Here is a 22,249-nt window from a genome sequence, read left to right as displayed (position 1 = left end):
ACTACTAGGCCTTGCTTTTACAAGAAATTATTATAACATTATGCTTGTTTTAAGTTATACTGGTTACATAGAGCTTTTATTAAAATGGGGATATATAAAAAATGAGAAAAGAAATTATTGCTTTAACAATTGCTGGCAATGACAGTGATGGCAGTGCGGGAATGACCGCTGATCTGCATTCTTTTTATGCTAGGCAAGTTTATGGCATGGGGCTTTTGACAGCCGCAGTAGCTGGTAATACTACTGGAATTTATGCTCAGGAAGTCATGCCAATTCCTTTTATCCAAAAGCAGTTCGATGTCTTAAACGATGATTTTAAAATTGATGCACTTAAAACCGGTATGCTTGCTAACAAGGATGTAATTGCTTGTGTTGCCGCCAATTTGCATAAATATGACATGGGTAAAATTGTGCTTGATCCGGTCATTATGACTAAGCACGGCGATACCCTACTTGATGATGATGCTTACCAAGCGTTTCTTGAGCAATTAATGCCACTTGCCGACATTATTACGCCTAATTTTTATGAACAGAAAAAGTTAACAGGCTTAAGTTTGAATACTAAAGAGGAAATTCGCCAAGGTGCTAAAAAACTGCAGGAGATGGGCGCCAAAAATGTTTTGATGAAGGGGCGCCATGATAACTCCCAGCAGTCGCAAGTTACTGACATCTTATTAACTGCAGATGGCGAATTCCACGAATTTACCAAGCCTTTCATTAATACAGATAGAATTAACGGCACCGGTGACACACTCTCTGCCGTGATTGCCGCTGAATTAGCCAAAGGTCAGTCGATTATCGCTAGCGTCCAAACAGCTAAGGACTTTACTTATGAAGCAATTGCCCACCCAATTGAAGTTGGTTCTAAATACGGTCCAATCAATCATTTTGCAGCGCAGCAAAATCTTAAATAACTATTCTTTGCCCGCTTCTAACTATTAAGATATACTTTAAACAAGATAATAGGGGTTGGTAAATAATGGCTAACAAAACAATCAAGATTGCATATTTATATGAAGACCTGATGAATACTTACGGTGATTCTGGCGACGTTAAAATTATCAGGTTTTTGCTAAAAAAACAGGGCTATGATACACAAGTTAATAATATTTCTCTTGGTGATCAATTCAACGCTTTTGATTATGACTTTGTCTTTTTTGGCGGCGGACAAGATTTTGAGCAAACTGTTGTTGCTAAAGATTTACCGCGTCATAAAGAAACTTTGACAAAGTATATTAACGAAGGCAAGCCTATGGTAGGTGTCTGCGGTGGCTACCAGCTAGTTGGCACATATTATAAAACTAATGCCGGAGTGACAATCAAAGGGCTAGATATTCTACCTTTCCACACCGTTTTTAAGGCAGATAAGCGCATGATTGGTGATACCCGCTACATGAGCGAATGGGGTGAAGTCAAAGCCTTTGAAAACCATTCGGGTCAAACCTATTTTGATGATAAGGATAAGCTACATCCCTTAGGAGAAATGATTGAGGGCTATGGCAACAATCCCCAAGATCACGTCGAAGGTTTGCGCTACCGCAATTTTATCGGTACATATTCCCACGGCCCTATATTAAAAAACTTGAATGTCGCAAACGCCATAGTCAAAATGATTCTAGAATGGCATAATGAGCGAATAGAAAGTTAAAAAGTTAATATAAATATAAGATGGTAATTTTCATTACGTAAAGTGAAAATTATCATCTTTTTTATTTATAAAATGTTTGTTGAAGTTAAAACATCCAATTTTAGCAATTATAAAGATGATTATTTACACATATTTATAAAAGCTAAATACTAAGCGCAAAAATATGTTAATGATGCAATACGCAAATTTTCTATATTTTTAAAAATCAAAGTGTGTAAAAATTGATTAAGTAAAGAGAGCGCTCTCAGTAATAAAACATGAGTCATTTATAAAGGAGGTTTAAATGGCAAAGTTTACTAAAAATGATATTCAACTAAAAGTAGAAGCCTCAGACTGTTTTGATGCTATTCAAAAATCTGCTGATCTACTTATAGCTTCAAACGCGATAACTGAAAATTATGTTAAAGAGATTTTTGCTACTTATAAAAAATTTGGTCCCTATTTCGTTATTGCACCTGGAATTGCTCTTGCGCATTCAAGACCGTCTAAAAGTGTTAGGCACAAGGCTATATCCCTAATCACTTTAAAGAGCCCCATTAATTTTGGTAATAAAGAAAATGATCCTGTTTTTATTGTGTGCGTTATTGCCAGCACAAATGGTAATGATCACATTGCATTACTTAAACAACTGGGTCAATTTCTAGGCATACGGAATAATATCGAGTTTTTAAAAAGAGCCGAGGGTCAAAAGGATGTCTGTAAAATAGTAACGTTATTAAATAAAAAATGGGAGGAGTAATTCATGAATGCGATAAACGTATTAATAAGTTCATTAACACAAGCACCCATCTTTCTGGGTTTAGTAACTCTTGTAGGACTGTTATTACAAAAAAAGAAATTACATGAAATAGTAGATGGAGTAATTAAAACGATGGTTGGTATGGTCATGCTTTCAACAGGATCAAATCTACTGACGAGTACATTAACTCCATTGATCACAAATTTAAATAAAGTAACCGGGGTTAAGGGGGTAATTCCTCAGAACTTTGCAGTATATGGCATCATGCTTGCAAAGTATACTTCCGCTATTGTTTTTGCATTTATTTTGGGATTTTTTATTAACTTAGTATTAGTTAAAATAGTTCCGTGGAAGATCTGCAAAAATGTTTATTTAACAGTACATGTTAGCCTAATTTTATCTTCGTTTTTGGTTGCTACAATATCTGCTTCATTTCATTGGCCAATAGAAAGTATTCAAACTATTTTATTTGCAGGAATATTAATAGGTCTTTACAATACTTTTTCTCCAGCAATTGCACGTTCCGTGTCCTGGAAGTGGACCAATGATCAATATACACTGGGCCATCAACTACAATTCGGGGCAGTTTTAGCCGCAGGAATTGCTAAATTAGTGGGAGATCCAAAACAAGATGCCGATAAAATCAAGTTGCCAAAGGGCTTGAGTGTTTTAAAAGATATAACTGTAGCCATGGCTTTACTTATGTCATTAATATTTGTAGGCATGGGGCTTGTTATTGGTGAACCGACTATTAGCAAGCTTTCTGGTAGTATTAACTGGATCGTATGGCTGTTACTTCAAGGAATAACTTTTACTACAGCTTTCACAATTTTACTCCAAGGTGTTCGTATGTTTATTAACCAACTTTTGCCTGCTTTCAAAGGTATAGCTGATAAATACGCTCACGGAGCAATTCCAGCATTAGATTGTGCTGTATTCTATCCCCTATCAGGTACAGGTGCGATGCTTGGCTTTATTTCAACAACCGCAGGTTCAATTATCGCTATGCTAGCTACAATTATTTTCCATTTACCAATAGTTGTTTTTCCAAGTCCAAACATTTGTGTTTTTGATGGGATGCTTATGGGCGTTTTTGGTAATAAGTACGGTGGTTGGAAAGGTTCAATTGCCGCCGGCTTAGTAATAGGATTTTTAGTTCATTTCTTAATTATTTTTGTTTACCCATTAACAGGCGTTCTATACGGTGGTGGAATGACTTATTCTCAGACTGACTACAGTATTTTCTGGATGCCCCTTATGTGGATTATTCGCAGTATTGCTCACTTATTCGGCTAGGCTGAAAATTGGAAAGAGATATTTTTCAATTAGTTAATTATTTGCTGCCGAAAAGCACCTACATTTCATCTAAAAATATTTCTGAAGATTTAGATTTTAAAATTAGAAAAGTACCAGCAATTTTAGATAATACTGATAGTTGGTTAAAGTCAAAAGGCTTTTCCAAATTAAAAAGATTACAAGGCAAAGGAATCAAATTATTACAAAAAGACATATTACGAATCAAAGCAACTTTATTAAATGAAAGAATCAGTTTTGATTTTACTAATAGCAATGATCGACGAACATACGCTTTATATTCCTTAATGTGCTTTGATAAGGTTAGCCATTTGAAAAAGTTAGCTAATTCAATGAATATCAGTGAACGGACGATTAGTAATGATATGATTAGACTTAGAAAACAACTTTCAGACTGTAAAGTAAAACTGCTTTACAGCTCGTCTAATGGCTATAAGCTAGTTGGTGATCTATTTTTATGTAAATGTTTTTTAATAAGCAATTTAAAGCAAATATTCTTGCTTCGTAATGAAAAAGAAGTAGTCAATTTTATTATTGAAAGTAATACTTTACCAGGAAACAAATTTATAGCACCTGAAAAGATTCAAAATTTATATCAAGACATAGATAATATACTTCCTGTTTATTTTTCTATAGAGGAAAAAATAACTATTCTGGTATATTTAATAATTACTTGTATGCAATCAAACAGGAACATTGACTGTTATGACAAGGACAATAATGATATTTCAAATAATAAAGCAATGCAGGACTTAGGATCAATCATTGCCTTAAAAGGTGAAGAAGAAATAAATACTCACCTTAAAAAGATCGAACAAGCACGAATATCTACACTCTTACAGTCTCAATCAAACGAATTACTTTATAACTTTAGTGCCAATTATCCATTTGAAATTGAAATATTTGCTCATCAAATGATTCAAGATATGAGTCAGAAATGTAAAATTGATTTTCAGAGAGACCAGGAGCTTTTTGATGTTTTATCAAGTCATTTAATTAATTTAATTTCAAGGATTAGATATCATACACAAATTCGTAATCCATTACTTGAAAAAGTTAAAAGGCATTATAGCCAAATCCATAAAGCTGTCATTTCATCAATTCAATACGTACAGGCATATACAGGAAATCATATTACTGAAGATGAAATCTCTTTTATTACTATTTATTTTGCTTCTGCCATGGAAAAAATAAGTAATCAGCAAAGTAAAAAAGGTGGTATTAACATTATTATTGTTTGTAATTCTGGTAACGCAGTTTCAAGATTATTGCAATATAAATTATTAAATTCATATAAAGTCAACATATTAGGCACATTGTCCGAGCAAGAAATAAAAACTAAAGGTGATATTAGAAATTTAGATTTAATAGTTACAGTTATAGGAAATCTAGATCTAAAACTTAAAAAAAAGATTCCAATAATTAAAGTTAATGCTTTTCCAACAAAGAATGACTATAAAAAGCTGGAAAAATTTATTAATCAAAAAAAGCACAAAATTAGTCCACATAACTCACTGAGGAAAATTAAAAATGGTATATTACAATTCTTACCTGGAACAAATTTTCAAGTAATAAATAATGGCGAAAACATTGATGATTTAATTCAGCTGAGTGGTAACTTGCTGGCTCAAAATAAATATTGTGACATGGACTATGTCAATCAAATGGTAAAGGTTGCACATGAATTCGGTGGTGTTAATCATTTGTTAATTGCCCCTGGTATCATACTTCCTCATGCAGGAATTAGTTCGCACGTATTTAAAACTGGCATGAGTTTGTTAAAAATTAAAAAGCCCTTTAATTACAAGGGAGAAAAAATAATAGCTTTTATTGCCTTTTGTACAATAAATAGCACTCAACATCAAGGAGCTTTTCAACAGTTAGGTTATTTATTAGATGATAAAGAATTTCTAGAAGGTTTTAAAGAAACAGAAAATTATGAGGACTTTAAAAATTTAGTTTTAAGTTGTTTAAAAAAAGGAGAAAAATTATTATGAAAATTGTTGCTGTATGCGGAATGGGCATGGGAAGTTCACTCATTGCTAAAATGAATATTGATAGTATTTTAAACGAAAAAGGTATTGAGGGAACAGTCGAAAATTGTGATGTAGGATCAGTAAGTGGTCATCCCGCAGATTGGTATGTTGCAACCCAAGAAATTGCCAACAACATGCCAGAAGAATTTAAGAAAAGAACAATCATACTTCATGACTTTGTTAATAAAGATGAAATGGAAAAAGAATTAAGTAAATATTTATTTTAAGACAAAAATACTAACATATAAAAATCACATTTTATTTTTGATTGTAATATTATCTAAATATAGTTATAATTGAAAGCGATAACACGAGGGGTGCCTTTTAGGCTGAGATGAATTTTTTTCAGACCCTTTGAACCTGTAAGCTAATACTTGCGTAGGAACGTGTCAAAAACGCTTAAGCTTTGGCACTTCCACGTGCCAGGGCTTTTTTATTAATCAAAATTTTTCAAAAACATTTAGTCGGGAGTAATAAAATGCAGTTAGACTTATTAGATAAATTACGAGCGCAAAATCCCGTTATTTTTAACATCGCCAATTTTGTGACAGTCCAAGATGTGGCGAATGCTGTCAATGCTATTGGTGCTTCACCAATTATGAGCAATGAAGTCGCTGAAGCCGAAGAAATAGTGCGAATGGCTTCCGCAGTGGCAGTTAATATTGGCTGTTTAACCAAGCAGCAAATCAATCATATTAAAAAGGTAGAAGACCTAGCAAGGCAGTATAATAAGCCGATAGTATTTGATCCTGTTGCGGTTGGTGCAGTCGAATATCGCTACAAAATCGCAGATAAGCTTTTATGGGATTTTCATACCAGTATTATTCGCGGTAATATTGGTGAAATCGCTGCACTAGGTGACTTCAACTGGAATTCAAAGGGCATCGATGCAGGTTCCGGCTCCGGTAATATTGATGATATTGCTATGAAAACTGCTCAGAAATATCATTGTACGGTCATTGCCAGTGGTCCTACAGATACAATTAGTGACGGTAAAAGACTGGCTCATATTCACAACGGCTCACCACTTTTTAAAACTCATGTGGGCTCAGGTGATATGTTGTCCAGTATTGTCACAGCTTTTACCGCAGTCACTGATGATCCGTTTGAAGCGGCTCAGATAGGTGCTTTAATTTTCAGTTGTGCGGGTCAAATGGTTGTCCAAGATCATCCCGGTGTTGGACCAAGTACTTTTGGTATGTACCTTATAGATTATTTGTACAAAGTAACAGTCGCTGATATTAAGCAAATTGCTGATTTTGATTAAGGAACTTCATGATGACAGAAAAAATTAATTCTTTTCCCCAGGTTTTAACTATTGCCGGTACAGATTCAGGTGGTGGTGCCGGAATAATGGCTGACCTTAAAACTTTTCAAATGCAAAAAGTATTTGGAACAGCTGTTGTAGTAGCAGTGACAGCACAAAACACTTTAGGTGTACAAAAATCTTTTTTACTACCACTAGAAATGATCGATGCCCAATTTGCATCTTTAGCAGAAGATTTTCATATTCGTGCTTGTAAAACGGGAATGTTAGGTGATGCAGCTCATGTTCACCAAGTTGCTCTTAACCTGCAAAAGTATGACTTTGGCCCTATTACCATAGATCCCGTGATGATTGCTAAAGGAGGTGCACCACTTTTAAGTCAAGATGCTGTTGCCACGGTTAAAAATGAACTACTGCCTTTAGCCGATTTAATCACACCTAACTTACCCGAAGCAGAAGCTTTAACTGGCATTAAGGTGCAAGTGCAAGATCAATTTCCTGAATTAGCCCATAAACTACAAGACATGGGTGTTAAAAATGTACTAATTAAAGGTGGACACACTAATAGCGCAGAAGTAAAAGATTATGCTTTATTTGCCGATGGTACTGATCTTTGGGTCAGCAGTTTTAGAGTACATACTAAACGGACTCACGGCACCGGTGATACTTTAGCTGCAGCAATTACGGCGCAGCTAGCTTTAGGTCAAAGTTTACCTGCAGCAATTACAATTGCTAAGAAATACGTTACCGAGACTATTAAGGAAACTATTCAAGTCGGTCATGGCCATGGTCCCTTAAATCATTGGGCAAAGTAATTTAGGAGAAATAATGAAAGAATTTAACACTGATTTTTTACATGCTTATTTTATTTGCGGCAGTCAAGATGTGCCCAAAGGTAAAACACTACCTGGTATAGTCGCAGAAGCCCTTGCTGCCGGCATCACGGCTTTTCAGTTTCGGGACAAGGGTCCTAATTCAACTTTAAGTAAAACTGAGAGACTACCTATGGCGCAAAAATTACATCAACTGTGTCAAGCATATCATGTACCCTTCTTCATTGATGATGATGTCAAGTTGGCCCAACAAGTTCATGCCGAGGGAGTTCATGTTGGTCAAAGTGATGAAGAAATAAAACAGGTTATTAAAGAAGTTGGTGGTCAAATGTTTATCGGCTATTCCTGTTCGAATTTAGCTCAAATTGAGCAAGCCAATAAAATTAGCGGAATCGATTATTACGGTAGTGGTCCAATTTATGCCACCCAGTCTAAAAGTGATGCCGATCCCGAAATTGGTATTACTGGTTTAACCCAGCTGGTTAAAAGCAGCGCTCGGCTAATTGTTGCTATTGGCGGAATAACTGCTAGCGACTTAGAAGCAATCTCCAAAACTGGGGCAGCTGGTGCTGCAGTAATCTCAATGATTGCTCAAAGCAATAATATTAAGCAAACTGTTAGTCAAATGCTCACAGCGCCATGGGTAAAAAGCGACTAGCGTATTTTAAAGACACAAAAAATGATTCTGCACTTGGCAGAACCATTTTTTTATTGATGATAAACAGTTTTTAATTGTAAAAATATAAGTTATATTGATAATTAACCTAATTGGGCAACTTTTTGCAGTGTTCTAATCATTTGAGCTACAAAGCCGGATTCATTATCATACCAGGCGTAACCCTTAACTAATTGTGCACCGTCATCACCAGTTTCAACCTGAGTCAGAGTTGGATCAAAGACCGAGCCATACTCAGTACCAATAATATCTGATGATACAATCTGATCATCATTATAACCAAAAGAAGGATTACCTTCAGTGTGCTTTTTAATTTTGGCATTAAACTCTTCAGCTGTAACTTTTTGCTTTAAAATAGCAGCTAGTTCAGTAATTGAACCGGAAATAACAGGGACTCGTTGAGCAATACCTGTAAGTTTACCGTCTAATTCAGGTATAACTAGTCCTATCGCTTTAGCTGCTCCTGTAGAATGGGGAATAACATTAGCAACTGCGGCACGGGCATTACGGACATTTCCTCCACGGTCAGGTCCGTCCTGCAACATTTGCGAAGCAGTATAAGCATGAGTGGTAGACATGATTCCTACCTGAATGCCAAATTCATCGTTCATTGCTTGTGCTAACGGTGCCAAGCAATTAGTGGTACATGAGCCAGCAGAAATAATTTGATCAGAGTCAGTTAGTTGGTCATCATTTACACTGTAGACAATTGTCTTCATGTTACCTGCGGGTGCTGAGATCAGTACTCTTTTAACACCGGCATCAAGATGAGCCTGTGATTTTGCAGTTGAAGTGTAAAAGCCGGTACATTCAAGCACTATTTTGACGCCATCATTTTTGACCCACGGAATTTGACTAGCATCTTTTTCCGCATAAACCGGAATATTTTTGCCATCTATTACAATACTATTAGTGGTAGCAATTACTTCATGATGAAATTGGCCATGCGCGGTATCATACTTCAATAAATGTGCTAACATAGCTGGTGAAGTCAAATCATTGATTGCGACAATTTCGATATCATCACTGGCCACTTCATATATCCGCCGTAAAGCAAGTCGGCCAATGCGGCCAAAGCCGTTAATACCAATTTTTGTAGTCATAATAAGTTCCTCCTTTTAGATTACAAAATTAGTATATTAAGATAAAATTGCCTTGCATAATCCAAGTTTATAATAGAGCTATCACTTTTAATGATATGGAGCAACATGAATTTCAACGACTTACATATTTACCAAACAATTTATGAAACTAGATCGCTTAACAAAGCAGCACTGAAATTAGGCTACACCCAATCCAATATTACAGCCAGGCTCAAAGCACTGGAGCAAGAATTGAATACGCCCCTTTTTGTGCGTTCTAATTTAGGAGTCAAACCAACTAAAAACGGACAAAAAATGCATAACTTTGCTACTAAAGTTTTACAAAACTACCAAAACCTGAAAGAGGATTTGTCTATTAACAAGCCCAAAGTCCTCATTTCTGAGTTGCTTTTTGGCTATATTATTACCAAAAAAGCACCATTTTCATTTGAGCACTACGACATTATCATTAAAAATACCAATGAAATTCAAGAATTAATAACTAAGCATGCATATGACATGGTCTGGACTTTTACCCCTATTACTCTACCCAAATATTCGCTAATCAAAAAAAGTCATTTAGAAGCTTGCTTTTTAAAGGGCAATAAAAAAGCAACCGGCAAAGTACCAGTTGCCATCAATGCTGATATTAATTGTCCTTTTCGTAACTTAACTCTTAAGTTAACACAAAATAAAAATGACATAACTGAAATCAATTCTCTGGAAATGATTTTAGAGCTGGTCAAAAAAGGCCAGGCAACTGCATTACTGCCCAAATATTTAATTAATGATGATCTAGTTGCAGCTGATTCACAAGTTTGGAATATTCCCTATTATTTTTACCGTTATCAACTGTAAATAAAACATCCAATTTTTAGAAAAGTTATTTTTTCGCCTGTAAAATTTTGGCCTTGGCATCATTGTAGCCGTCAATGTAGCGTTCTATTTCAACTGCTTTATTCTGGGTAACACGATTAACTAAGTTAACACCTTTTTTAGGAAAAGCCTTGAAAGAATGACTCTCTGCATAGTCCTTTTTGGCTTGTTCACAACCCATTTGATAATCACTGAGAGAACTCTTTTTCACAGCATTTTTTGCTGCATGATAGGTATAATCATTGGTATCACGCCATTTTTTATATGCTTTTTCAGCTTCTTTATAGTTTCCGGCCTCATAATTTTTTTTGACATAATCATGTAATTGTTTTAAAGTAACCATTTTTTCCTCCTAAATTAAAGATAATAAGTTCCAACTTCATTCAAAAAATAATTAATTGTTATACTGCGTAAATTATGTGAATGACGTAGCACGAAACTGATGATAAATGCTATTTTACTATTATATTTTTTCCTAAATTTATTGAAATGCTTAGTACAGAAGACATCATTAGCGGAGATTTAATATTATGCATCTTTTATGAGTAAGATATTAATCCCACCAATTAATATCAGAAGTGAACTGATCAATATAATTACTTCAGACCCTGTATGATCAAGTAATAAACCCGCTAAAACAGAAGAAATTGGCCCACCAATATATGCAGTTGTTCTTATGGTCGTGAAAACTCTGGCCAAGTAATCATCTGGTGTAGTAGTTTGAATAATTGATTCTGCCAGAACGTTATGAATACTCGTTACTGGTCCAAACAGGAAGAGCAAAATACAAAAAGCAATTAGATTTGATTTAAAAAGCAACATTAGCCCTATTGGAATAGAGCTTAAAAGCCAGGCTAAACCAATAGTTTTGATTTTTGCTTTCATTTTGCCAGCAATCATGGCTCCCAAAATTATCCCCAGTAAGATCATAATATAAAACGTACCATATAATGAAGCATTACCGGCTTCTTGAGCAACACGAGGCAGCACTAACATTAGCGCTGGCTGAGCAAACGAATATAAAACTCCAGCCCATAAGTAGCGCCTTAAGAACTTGTTTTTTCTGATATATTGATATCCACTAGTTATGCTATATACATATGAAGCTACAACAGACCCTTTTTGACTCTTCTTGTTTGATAAATTATTGGCACTATCAGGAATTTTTCTTAAAGCAATATTTAAAAAAATTAATCCTATTAAACTAAGGAAAGAACAGACCAGCATTATTTGTCCACTTAACAAAAATACAAGCAGTGCTCCAGAAAGTGCTGTTCCTCCAACATTAACCAATTGATCAACAATATTAACTTTAGAGATTATTTTTGTCATTTCATCTTCATTTAAAATTGCTTCACTTAAAATTGCACGATCAGCTGGACTAAAAAATTCATCACAAATTGAAAGTACACTTGCTATTACAATTGCCAGTAAATAATTATATGGAGAAAAAAGTATAACGTATGTTAACCCAAATAATAAAATTACTTGGATGAGCATAGAATAAATACTAACTTTTTTATAAGACTGCCTATCAATTATAGGCCCATAAAAGATAGACAATGCAGCTGTAACCGAGAATATTGCATTACAAATACCAACTATTGATGAACTTTTTGTCTGATTTTGAAGCCACCAAATAAATACCATGCCATACAGTGAGTTGCCTAGGCCACACGCCAGTCGTGAAGCTAGATAAGCTTTTTTATTTAACATATTTTTACCCCTTCATTTATATTTAAGCTAATTTTTGCTAAAATGACCTCATTTCATAGAAACAATAAGACTTCTTTTTGTTCTAAAAGCTTTTTATTACTATTTAGTTTTAATCTAATCATAATTTTGCTTTAAAATATATGTTTATATACTAAGAGGTAGTTTTAAAAGACCAAGTGGTCATTTTTAGACACTAAAAATCTCACTGAGCTGGAAAAAACAATCAAAGACTACATTGAGTATCACAACCCGCAAAGAATCAAGACCAAACTAAAAGGACTAACTCCGATTGAATAACGGCAGTTAGTCCTCAGTTATTAACTAATAAAATGTCCTAATTTTATTGTTCACATCAAATCACCGAGAGAACTTTTTTATAAACATGATAGGTATAGTCATTGGTTTCAAACCATTTTTAATATGCTTTTTCAGCATCTTTATAGTTTTCTTTGACATAATCATGTAGCTGCTTTAAAGCAACTATTTTATTTTTATACATAATTAATTTCAACTTCAGACATACTGCAGTGGCCGGTCAAAACCAATGTGGGACCATCGCCACTAGATTCACCAGAAATTTCCAGTTCTCCCAAAACAAGATCTAAGTTTTCACTATTAACTTTCCATGAAAGTGGCACATAAATTTCAATTTCACCCATGGTACCGTTAATATCTACTGTCACTACATCGCCAGCAGCCTTAGCCTGATCAAGGTAGACTTCAACTTCACCTAATGAAGAATTAATCATGACACTACGTAAATTTTGTGAATGAACGTAGCGTGAAACTGATGACAGCTTCTGATTGATTACTATATCTTCACCAGCAGTATAGTTTTTACTATCATTAATGGAACTGCTATCAGTTGTATAGTCTTTACTGTCATTAATGGTATTATTATCAGTCGTTTTATAACTTTTATCAAAGTCTGACCAATCATCATAGTAATCTCTAGGACTAAATTTATGTTTAAAGTAGTTTCCTCCTAAAAACCAGCTTTTTCTAAAAATTAATGTCAAACCTATATAAATCAACAATGCAGCAATCAATACTGTCCATGGAACAATTTTGGTAATATGCAATGGTTCAGCGTAAACAATTAAGAGAAAAGCAATAGAAAAAGTCGTACCAAACAAGCTTCTATCTGCTAGACTTTCAATTAAAGCCGCTCCAAACACAATAGTCCAAATAATCATGCTTACTTTCAAATGGAAAGAAAACAGGTGCAGCTGGTTCATTACCAAGAAAATAGCAGCAGCCACTAATGCTATCCCCCAAAATATTTCTCTAATTTTATTTTTTCTCATTATGATGACCTTCTCTCGTTTAACCTATCATTTAAGTTATGGTAGTAATGACGTGAAACATAGACAGTTTTATAAGAATCGCGAAAATTAATTTTACAGTTAGAAATCGAGCGTGTTAACGCATAAATTTGATTTAAATTTAAAATTGTTGACTTAGAGACCCGCATGAATTGATTGTTTAATAAATTTTCTAATTCATAGAGTTTGTAATCTACTGTAAAAGCATCCCTCGCAGTATGAGCAATCACTTGTTTATCTTCTGTTTCAAAAAATAAAATTTCGTTCATACTCAAGTAATAGGACACGTTATCTTTTTTACATTCAATTTGATCAGGGTGGCTGTTGATACCTTGAAGTTGACGGTAAATTTGTTCAACTTCTGGTGTCACAGCTTTAGCACGGATAGTTACACTAGTTTCATCATTATCCATATCCGGATCCAGCTCTATTTTTATTTTCACGCTTCTCACCTGCCCTTCATCACTTGATGATTTTATTAAACGCTAATTTTAATATAAAATCTAGCCTTTTTAACTAAGTGGCAATTTTAAGAAACTAAGTGGCTCACTTTTTGGATTCACAAGCAATAAAAAGTATTTAAAAATGCCAAAAAGTCGTAATTTGCTTTATTGTAAAATAAGGTTATTTTATATATATAAAAGTTGCAACAATAAAAAGCAGGTCATTAGCTTTAACCAAACTTATGACCTGTTTTAAATTCCAAACAACTATTTATTTAATTTTACTTAATGCATCCCTGACAGCGTCTTTTAATCCTCTAGTGGTATTAGAGGCACCAGAAATTGCATCGACATCAACTGTATTTGCATTAACCATTTTTACTGGTAATTCATTAATTGCCTTTTGACCATAGTCATCGGATTCAGCTTGTTTCAGAACTTCGATATTTTTGAGATTCTTTTGCTTATCAGCCGTTACCCGGACAACAATTTCATCTCCCATACCTTTAGTGGATTTACCAATATATTGTTCAGGACCAGTTGGATATTCTTCTTTCTTAATATCAGAACCAAGTGGCCGTGGCTTTAATGGCTTTTCATGCTTAGGAGCAGGCACATTAACTTCCGCTACATCGTCTTTAGGATGAGCTGCATTTTGGCCTGCAATCTTACCGAAAATCAAGCAGTCCGCAAGATCGGACCCACCTTGATATAAGTTAGACATATTACTGCCCAGCTCCCCAGCACCATATAAATGAGGAATTGGTTTGTGCTCTGGATCAAGAATTTCAGCACGAGCATTTCTTCTAGGACCAGCTTCGGACCAGCCAATAGTTTGTACTAGCGGTATGGCATAATACGGACCCTCTTCAGAAAATGCACTTAAAGTAGCGGGATCACGATGATAAGCATAATCATGTTTCTTTTCGGCAAAGAAGTTAAATTCGTCAATTGTACTTTGCAGTTTATCCGCAGCAACTCCCATCTTTTCTGCTAATTCAGAAACAGAATCAGCTTTAAGAACGGAATTAAGTGCTTTATTATCAGGGAAAGTATTAATTTCACTGATCTTGTCATATTGCTTTTGATCAAAGACAAAGTAAGGGTGAATTGGATTCAACGGTTTATACCATGAACCATGATTTTCTACATAGCCTTCACGTGCTCCTTGGTCTTCCTTAAAGTAGCGTGTACCGTCATCGCCAACCGTAAAAATACTGCCTGTATAGAAGACTGGGTTACCCATATAAAATGGTGCACGTTTCATCCCAGGTTCATAAAAAGCAAAAGCTTGTTGCATTCCACCGGCCGCATACATTGACATATGCCACATATCCGCACCTGCCTCGTGGGCCAGGTCAATACCCTTACCTTTATTATAAAGTGAACCCAGTGGCACTAACTTGTGTGAACCAATGTAATCCTGAATCATTTGCGGATTATTTTCGATACCACCAGTGGTTAACACTACACCATTTTTAGCGTAAACGTTTAATAAAACATGATCCCGCTCAATTTGAGCTCCGACAACTTTTTTACCAGGAGTTTGCAAGATGTGCTTAACAGGTGCAGAATACCAAACATCAATTTTATCACTACGATCAAGTACTTTTTGCCGTAAAATATTCCATAATGAAGCGTTAAAAATCCCCTTCTCCATTGTGATCATGTCATAGCTTTTAGCACCAGGTAAATCAGGATGATCGGCAATTACTGCATCATCCGGCAATCCTAAAATAGTTTTATAGCTAACAGGTTCATTCACATCCAGATATTTTCTAAAATATTCTTTCATGTGTGTAATGCCATGAACAACTGTATCCTCTATTTCAGAGTCAATGTTAAAGTGCTGGGCCAAATGCTCGTAGTAAGCACGATAATCTTCTTCATTGCTGCTATAACCTACAAGTTCAGCAGCATACCTTGTATTACCACCTTCGTGACCTTCTGGAGCAGAATCAACTATTAGCACTTTAGCACCACTATCAGCCGCAAAGCGAGCCGCAGTTGCTCCGGCTCCACCAAAACCTAAAACTACTACATCATAGCTTGCGTCATAATATGTATGATCATTAACTATCATATGATTACCTTTCTTTCATAATAATAATTTTTAAAACTATTTATATTCTTCATCAAAAACAATAATTGGTTTTATCATGCTGCCATTTACTGAATCCTTAATGGCCTCATTAATTTCCTCTGATTGATAAAACTTAACAATTTTATCAATTGGAAACTTACCTGAACAATAAAGGTCAACCATTTCAGGAATAAAATTCCTGCGGTACAGAATCGCCTTCAATAACACCGGTAAGACACTTTGAAGCTGATAAAAGATTAATCATCGGACTTAGTTCCTTAATTGTCTTGACCCCTATAGTTTTATTTTAATTTCATTTTGTTTTTAACAAGTTCAGCTTATCACATAACCGCTTACATTAAACTGGACTTATCCAAAATTTAATTTTTGAGTATAAAAAAAGTTCACATTCAAGTGAACTTTTATTTATTAATTTATTCCAAACCAACTTTTTTGAAGATCTCATCTACATGCCGTAAATGGTAATGGTAGTCAAAGGCATCGGCAACATCATCTTCAGAAAGGTAATTCATAATTTGACTATCTTCAACTAATTTTCTAAAGGAAATTCCCTCATTCCAAGACTTGTTAGTTAGCTTTTGGACCATGTCATAAGCATCTTCACGGGAAAGACCAGCCTCATCAATCAATTTTAATAATAAGCGCTGGGAATAAATCAGACCATAAGTTTTATCCATATTCTTAAGCATTGTTTCTGGGAAAACATCAAGATTGGTCAAAATGCGGTTAAAACGATCAAGCATATAATCAATACCAATCGTAGTATCAGGTAAAATTACACGTTCAGCACTAGAATGAGAAATATCGCGCTCATGCCAAAGTGATATATCTTCATAGGCTGTGATAATATGACCACGTAGAACCCGCGCCATGCCGCAAAGATTTTCTGAGCCAATAGGATTACGCTTATGAGGCATCGCCGAGGAACCTTTTTGTCCAGCACGGAAGTGTTCTTCAACTTCGTGTATTTCGGAACGCTGTAAACCCCGAATTTCAGTTGCCCAATTTTCAATACTTGTCGCTATTAAAGCCAAGGTCGCAATATATTCAGCGTGTAAGTCGCGCGGCAATACCTGGCTGGTAATAGGCTGCTGAGTTAAGCCTAATTGTTTTAATACACTGGTTTCAACAGCTGGCGGCACATTGGCAAAAGTCCCAACGGCTCCAGAAATTTTCCCTGATTCTGCCCCCTTAGCAGCATGCTCGAAGCGTTCAATATCACGATTAATTTCCGCATACCAGCGAGCTAATTTCAGGCCAAAAGTAGTAGGTTCAGCTTGAACGCCATGAGTCCGACCCATCTCAACCGTATTTTTATACTTAAGTGCTTTTTGTGCAATCGTCTTTTTTAGGTCTTGCAAATCCTGCCGAATAATTTCATCAGCCTGCTTTAAGATGTATCCCTGGGCTGTGTCAACAACATCAGTAGAAGTTAAACCAAAGTGTACCCACTTTTTTTCTGAACCCAGGCTTTCGGAAACAGTACGGGTAAAAGCCACAACATCATGATGCGTTATCTGTTCCAGTTCTGCTACCCGTTCAGGCGTAAAACTGGCTTTTTGCGCAATTTTAGCAGCATCTGTTTTGGGTACTTCACCTAATTCACTCCAGGCATTGGTGGCAGCTATTTCTACCTTTAACCACGCTTCATATTTATTTTCATCCGACCATATTTTGCCCATTTCTGGGCGAGTATAACGTTCTAACATAAATTACATTTCCCACGGATTCTGTAACACGATTGTTTGCTCACGGTCAGGTCCTACTGAAACAGTAACAAGAGGAATACCAACAAGCTCCGAAACACGGTTTAAAAACTTCTGTGCATTTTCCGGCAAGTCAGACCAAGACTTAGCACCTGTGATATCTTCTTTCCAGGCAGGTAATTCCTCATAAACAGGTTTACACCGGTCTAGTTCTTTCAGGCTGGCAGGATAATAGTCAATTTTTTGACCATCAAGTTCATAAGCAGTTGCAATTTTAATAGTGTCAAAGCCACTGAAAATATCAAGAAGGTTTAGACTTAAGCCGTTAATACCAGCTACACGTTTGGCATGACGTAAAGCGACTGAATCAAACCAGCCCACGCGTCGAGGACGGCCAGTAACCGTACCATATTCATGAGCAGTTTCACGAATACGGTCACCAGTTTCATCTAATAATTCAGTTGGAAAAGGACCAGCACCAACACGAGTAGTATAAGCTTTGCAGACACCAATGACAGTCTTTAACCGGTTGGCGCCAACGCCGATACCACTGGAAATACCGCCGGAAATTGTGTTCGATGAAGTAACAAAAGGATAAGTTCCTTCATCTATATCAAGCATAATTCCCTGTGCCCCTTCAAACAGGACTTTTTCATTGTTATCAAGAGCATCATTAACTAACACCGAAGTATCTGTAACATATTTTTTCATTTTTTGACCGTATTCATAATATTTGTCAAAAATATCCTCAAATTTAAGAGCAGGTTTACCATAAATTTTGGTAAATACTTCATTTTTTTGCTCTAAGTTAGTACGCAATTTTGCTTCAAAAGTATCCTTCTCAAGTAAGTCACAAACGCGAATACCAATTCTGGAAGCTTTGTCCATGTAAGCTGGACCAATACCGTTTTTAGTAGTTCCGATTTTTTGATCGCCCTTTGCTTCTTCTTGGTATTCATCTTGCTTAATATGATAAGGCATGATGATGTGTGCACGATTAGAAATCTTTAATTTACTGGTGTCTATGCCTTTTTCTTCAAGATTTTTTAATTCACTAAATAAAACTTCTGGATTAATGACCACGCCATTGCCGATTACAGCACCTTCCTTTGACGCAAAAATGCCTGACGGAATCAAACGCATCTTAAAATCTTGACCATTGATTTCAATAGTATGACCAGCATTATTACCACCGTTTGAGCGCACAGTATACGCTGCTTCATTACTCAAAAAGTCAGTGATTTTGCCCTTTCCTTCGTCGCCCCATTGACTACCAACAACTGCAACTGCTGTCATTTTTATTCACCTCATTAAATTTCTACAAATATCACGTAAATAGTCTAGCAATTTGCCCACATTTAGTCAAATTTAAATGCGAATTATTATAGTATTCAGATTTTTAATAGTTCGATTTTTCTGTTGACAAAAAAAGTATTTTTGATTATAGTTACTTCGTTTGCAAAGATTTTTTATTCTAGGAGCCGATTTATTTATGAGTAATTATTTCAGTATGGAAGCCTTTGATTATGACGACATCCAGCTTGTTCCCAACAAGGGAATTATCAAAAGCCGTCATGATGCTGATACTAGTGTAAAGTTTGGAAACCGAACATTTAAAATACCTGTAGTACCCGCAAACATGGAAAGTGTCATTAACGATGACTTAGCAGTCTGGCTCGCTCAAAATGGCTACTACTATGTCATGCACCGCTTTCAGCCTGAGAAGCGTCTTAATTTTATTAAAATGATGCATGAAAAAGGGTTATTTGCTTCAATATCCGTAGGTATCAAAAAAGGCGAATATGATTTTATCGATCAATTAGTTAGTGAGAATATCAAACCTGAATATATCACAATTGATGTAGCCCACGGTCATTCTATCTATGTAATTGATATGATCAAATACATTAAAGAAAAATTACCTGATACTTTCTTAACAGCAGGTAATATTGCAACTCCTGAAGCCGTACGTGAATTAGAAGGCGCAGGAGCTGATGCCACTAAGGTGGGTGTTGGCCCTGGCCGTGCATGTATCACCAAACTTAAAACTGGTTTTGGTACTGGTGGCTGGCAACTAGCTGCTTTAAGAATGTGCAGTAAAGTGGCCAGCAAGCCATTGATTGCAGATGGCGGTATCCGTTATAACGGCGATATAGCAAAATCAATTCGTTTTGGCGCTACAATGATCATGATTGGTTCAATGCTTGCGGGACATGAGGAGTCTCCAGGTAACGTAATTAAAATTAACGGCAAAACTTACAAACAATATTGGGGCTCAGCTTCAGAAGTCCAAAAGGGTGCTTATCGCAATGTTGAAGGTAAGCAAATGCTGGTTCCATATCGCGGACATATCGCGGACACTTTAAAAGAAATGCAGGAAGATTTACAATCTTCGATTTCTTATGCCGGTGGTAAAGATCTTAGTTCAATTAAGTTGGTTGATTATGTAATTGTTAAAAACACGATTATGAATGGCGATAAATAGCTAATTATGTGATTTTATTGCCAAATTATTAATAATTATGGTAATAATTTCTTTTTTTCGTTAAAATAAGATTTATCTCAGCTCTGGTAGGTAGTCGGCGCTGGGATTTTTTATTTTGTTCTAATTTAGTTGATACCCAGCTTTAACAAATGAAAACCTAAAGAAATCACTAAAAAAAATGTCATATTAAGATTTTTTTAGTCTTAATACGACGCATTTTTGAATTTAATTAAACTTTTTATCTTAATACACGCATATTACCTTGTTTTGCCATCACCGCTTGAATTTCTGCATCACTAACTAAGTTAAAATCACCGCTAATAGTTAATTTTAAGACACTGGCTGCTAGAGCATAATTAAGCATCTTTTCCTTAGAAAAATTATGCAACAAGCCGTGAACTAAACCGGCACCAAAAGCATCGCCAGAGGCTACACCTTCCCATACATGCATCTGATAGACTGGTGCTTGAAAAACATCGCCATGATCAACCATCAAAGCAGTCCACTTTGAATCTTCTACTGAGTGAATATCCCTTAGGATGCTAGCTACTGTCTGACATTTAGGATATCTATGTGAAATTTCTTTCATTCCTTGAATAAATGTTTCTCTTTGCTCAATACCATGACTCATATCGTTATCAAAGGCTTTGATCCCTAAAGTCGCTTCAAAGTCTTCATCATGAGCAAGGCAAATATCTACATAAGGCATTAATTTTGCCATTGCTACTTGAGCGTTCTTAGGTGACCACATTCTTCCCCTATAATTAAGATCACAGATAACCTTAATATCATGCTTTGCGCAATATTGACAAGCTGCCAAAAGTGCTTTTTGCATTGCAGAAGAAATTGCGGGCGTAATTCCCGAAAAGTAAAAATAACCCGCATCTTTTAAAATTTGGTCCCAGTCATATTCTTCAGCCGATGCTACAGCAAAAGAGCTTCCTGCCCGATCGTAAACTACACTGGTATTGCGGATACTGGCTCCCTTTTCGAAAAAATAAATTCCTAAGCGTGGTCCACCCCGATGAATTTCAGTGGTATCTACTCCATAACGACTTAGCGCTCCTAATGCTGCCTGACCAATAGCATGAGCTGGTACTTTGGAAACAAATTGAGCATTATCACCTAATAGAGCCAATGACACTGCTACATTTGCTTCTGCTCCTCCATATAGACCAGAAAAACTATCTGTTTGAATGATACGCTCGTTTTCACGCGGCTTAAGACGCAACATAATTTCACCAAAAGTAACAACCTTTTGCATATATATCACCTATTTTCTTTAATTCGCAGATATTCTTTGCGATATAACTTAGCCTGCTCAGTTACTGCAGCATAATTTCCCTTAGCCGCAGCTGCAGTCAAATTGCTGCCCGCACCAATTACAGTAACGCCAGCTTCAAACCACTTGTGCATATTGCTTAAATTAACACCACCAGTCGGCATAATATTAGCTTGTGGTAAAGGTGCCTCAACAGCCTTAACAAAGTCGGGTCCCATGGTACTTCCCGGGAAAACTTTAACAATCTCTGCACCATAACGCATAGCCGTTTGAATTTCACTCACAGTCATACAACCTGGTATATAAGGCACCTGATACTCATTACATAAGAATGCAGTATTTTCGTCAAAAGTAGGAGCTACAATAAATTTTGCTCCCGCTAAAAGTGCAATTCGCGCGGTTACTGCATCTAAAACTGTTCCGGCACCAATCACAACATCTTTGTCTTGGGCATATTTTGTACTTAGTTTTTCTATAATTTCTGATGCATTAGGCACAGTAAAAGTTAATTCAATCGCTTTAATTCCACCCTTAATACAGGCATTGGCAGTTTTGTCAGCTTCTTCAGGAGAATTTCCTCTAACTACTGCAACTATTCCTGCATTTTTGATAGCTAAAAGTGTTTCTGATTTTTGCATTGTAAGTCCTTTCATTACTCTTTTTATTTTATGGTAAACCTTTACCTAAAATAATTCAATGACGTTTTTGTCAGACCAT

Annotated in this window: 22 protein-coding genes, 1 pseudogene and 1 riboswitch; of the genes and pseudogenes, 12 read left to right on the top strand and 11 right to left on the bottom strand. The window is 35.8% G+C overall.

Annotation, left to right across the window (positions count from 1 at the left end):
* The first annotated feature begins 101 nt into the window (after positions 1-101).
* The 9 genes from thiD (GYV61_RS02655) (at position 102) to thiE (ending at position 8,495) form a co-directional block, all read left to right on the top strand.
* On the top strand, positions 102-914 hold the full coding sequence (gene thiD / locus GYV61_RS02655) for a bifunctional hydroxymethylpyrimidine kinase/phosphomethylpyrimidine kinase (protein ID WP_174794668.1): 813 nt from the start codon (positions 102-104) through the stop codon (positions 912-914).
* Between the two features lie 65 nt (positions 915-979).
* The gene (locus tag GYV61_RS02650) at positions 980-1,648 is read left to right on the top strand and encodes a type 1 glutamine amidotransferase (RefSeq protein ID WP_174794667.1); all 669 of its coding nucleotides are present in this window, start codon (positions 980-982) and stop codon (positions 1,646-1,648) included.
* A 283-nt stretch (positions 1,649-1,931) separates the two neighbouring features.
* On the top strand, positions 1,932-2,387 hold the full coding sequence (locus tag GYV61_RS02645) for a PTS sugar transporter subunit IIA (RefSeq protein ID WP_174794666.1): 456 nt from the start codon (positions 1,932-1,934) through the stop codon (positions 2,385-2,387).
* Between the two features lie 3 nt (positions 2,388-2,390).
* On the top strand, positions 2,391-3,683 hold the full coding sequence (locus GYV61_RS02640; RefSeq protein WP_174794665.1) for a PTS ascorbate transporter subunit IIC: 1,293 nt from the start codon (positions 2,391-2,393) through the stop codon (positions 3,681-3,683).
* 8 nt (positions 3,684-3,691) lie between these two features.
* Positions 3,692-5,698, top strand: coding sequence for a BglG family transcription antiterminator (locus tag GYV61_RS02635; protein ID WP_174794664.1), 2,007 nt, complete (start codon positions 3,692-3,694; stop codon positions 5,696-5,698).
* The gene (locus GYV61_RS02630; RefSeq protein WP_174794663.1) at positions 5,695-5,964 is read left to right on the top strand and encodes a PTS sugar transporter subunit IIB; all 270 of its coding nucleotides are present in this window, start codon (positions 5,695-5,697) and stop codon (positions 5,962-5,964) included. Before GYV61_RS02635 ends, GYV61_RS02630 begins: the two co-directional genes overlap by 4 nt.
* Before the next feature lie 76 nt (positions 5,965-6,040).
* Positions 6,041-6,139: riboswitch (TPP riboswitch) on the top strand.
* Positions 6,140-6,215: 76 nt separating this feature from the next.
* Complete coding sequence (gene thiM, locus GYV61_RS02625; protein WP_174794662.1) at positions 6,216-7,004, top strand: hydroxyethylthiazole kinase; 789 nt, start codon at positions 6,216-6,218, stop codon at positions 7,002-7,004.
* 11 nt (positions 7,005-7,015) lie between these two features.
* Complete coding sequence (gene thiD / locus GYV61_RS02620) at positions 7,016-7,819, top strand: bifunctional hydroxymethylpyrimidine kinase/phosphomethylpyrimidine kinase (protein WP_174794661.1); 804 nt, start codon at positions 7,016-7,018, stop codon at positions 7,817-7,819.
* Positions 7,820-7,829: 10 nt separating this feature from the next.
* Positions 7,830-8,495: a thiamine phosphate synthase gene (gene thiE, locus GYV61_RS02615; RefSeq protein ID WP_420870789.1), complete on the top strand. Its 666-nt coding sequence runs from the start codon at positions 7,830-7,832 to the stop codon at positions 8,493-8,495.
* Positions 8,496-8,596: 101 nt separating this feature from the next.
* Here the strand turns inward: thiE and gap are convergent, their stop codons facing one another.
* Entirely contained in the window at positions 8,597-9,616 is a 1,020-nt protein-coding gene (gene gap, locus GYV61_RS02610) for a type I glyceraldehyde-3-phosphate dehydrogenase (protein ID WP_174794659.1), read from the bottom strand.
* 105 nt (positions 9,617-9,721) lie between these two features.
* On the opposite strand from gap, the gene GYV61_RS02605 reads away from it, so the two are divergent.
* Complete coding sequence (locus tag GYV61_RS02605; protein ID WP_174794658.1) at positions 9,722-10,453, top strand: LysR family transcriptional regulator; 732 nt, start codon at positions 9,722-9,724, stop codon at positions 10,451-10,453.
* Between the two features lie 25 nt (positions 10,454-10,478).
* On the opposite strand, the gene GYV61_RS02600 is transcribed toward GYV61_RS02605, so the two are convergent.
* Both GYV61_RS02600 and GYV61_RS02595 read right to left on the bottom strand, forming a co-directional pair.
* On the bottom strand, positions 10,479-10,814 hold the full coding sequence (locus GYV61_RS02600; protein ID WP_174794657.1) for a hypothetical protein: 336 nt from the start codon (positions 10,812-10,814) through the stop codon (positions 10,479-10,481).
* 185 nt (positions 10,815-10,999) lie between these two features.
* Positions 11,000-12,187, bottom strand: a complete 1,188-nt coding sequence (locus tag GYV61_RS02595; protein ID WP_174794656.1) for an MFS transporter — start codon at positions 12,185-12,187, stop codon at positions 11,000-11,002.
* A 207-nt stretch (positions 12,188-12,394) separates the two neighbouring features.
* On the opposite strand from GYV61_RS02595, the pseudogene GYV61_RS02590 reads away from it, so the two are divergent.
* A pseudogene (locus tag GYV61_RS02590) lies at positions 12,395-12,484 on the top strand (IS3 family transposase); the annotation flags it as partial.
* Between the two features lie 194 nt (positions 12,485-12,678).
* Here the strand turns inward: GYV61_RS02590 and GYV61_RS02585 are convergent.
* From GYV61_RS02585 to GYV61_RS02560, 6 genes are all read right to left on the bottom strand, one after another.
* On the bottom strand, positions 12,679-13,494 hold the full coding sequence (locus GYV61_RS02585) for a LiaF transmembrane domain-containing protein (RefSeq protein WP_174794655.1): 816 nt from the start codon (positions 13,492-13,494) through the stop codon (positions 12,679-12,681).
* Positions 13,494-13,955: a LytTR family transcriptional regulator DNA-binding domain-containing protein gene (locus tag GYV61_RS02580; protein ID WP_174794654.1), complete on the bottom strand. Its 462-nt coding sequence runs from the start codon at positions 13,953-13,955 to the stop codon at positions 13,494-13,496. Before GYV61_RS02580 ends, GYV61_RS02585 begins: the two co-directional genes overlap by 1 nt.
* A 271-nt stretch (positions 13,956-14,226) precedes the next feature.
* Positions 14,227-16,038: an FAD-binding protein gene (locus GYV61_RS02575; protein WP_174794653.1), complete on the bottom strand. Its 1,812-nt coding sequence runs from the start codon at positions 16,036-16,038 to the stop codon at positions 14,227-14,229.
* Between the two features lie 36 nt (positions 16,039-16,074).
* On the bottom strand, positions 16,075-16,266 hold the full coding sequence (locus GYV61_RS02570) for a hypothetical protein (protein WP_174794652.1): 192 nt from the start codon (positions 16,264-16,266) through the stop codon (positions 16,075-16,077).
* Positions 16,267-16,472: 206 nt separating this feature from the next.
* Entirely contained in the window at positions 16,473-17,768 is a 1,296-nt protein-coding gene (gene purB / locus GYV61_RS02565; RefSeq protein WP_174794651.1) for an adenylosuccinate lyase, read from the bottom strand.
* A 3-nt stretch (positions 17,769-17,771) separates the two neighbouring features.
* Entirely contained in the window at positions 17,772-19,061 is a 1,290-nt protein-coding gene (locus GYV61_RS02560; protein ID WP_174794650.1) for an adenylosuccinate synthase, read from the bottom strand.
* A gap of 196 nt (positions 19,062-19,257) precedes the next feature.
* Here GYV61_RS02560 and GYV61_RS02555 point away from each other — a divergent pair, with 196 nt between their 5' ends.
* Entirely contained in the window at positions 19,258-20,250 is a 993-nt protein-coding gene (locus GYV61_RS02555; RefSeq protein ID WP_174794649.1) for a GMP reductase, read from the top strand.
* 238 nt (positions 20,251-20,488) lie between these two features.
* Here the strand turns inward: GYV61_RS02555 and GYV61_RS02550 are convergent, their stop codons facing one another.
* On the bottom strand, positions 20,489-21,514 hold the full coding sequence (locus GYV61_RS02550; protein WP_174794648.1) for a sugar kinase: 1,026 nt from the start codon (positions 21,512-21,514) through the stop codon (positions 20,489-20,491).
* 5 nt (positions 21,515-21,519) lie between these two features.
* Positions 21,520-22,170 carry a bifunctional 4-hydroxy-2-oxoglutarate aldolase/2-dehydro-3-deoxy-phosphogluconate aldolase gene (locus GYV61_RS02545; protein WP_174794647.1) on the bottom strand — a complete coding sequence of 217 codons (651 nt, stop codon included), beginning with the start codon at positions 22,168-22,170 and terminating at the stop codon, positions 21,520-21,522.
* Positions 22,171-22,249 lie beyond the last annotated feature (79 nt).

Source organism: Lactobacillus melliventris, from assembly GCF_013346935.1.
In the GTDB taxonomy this organism is placed as follows: Bacteria; Bacillota; Bacilli; order Lactobacillales; family Lactobacillaceae; genus Lactobacillus.
Note: the sequence above shows the minus strand (reverse complement) of the source record. Positions and strands in the feature narration are given on the sequence as shown.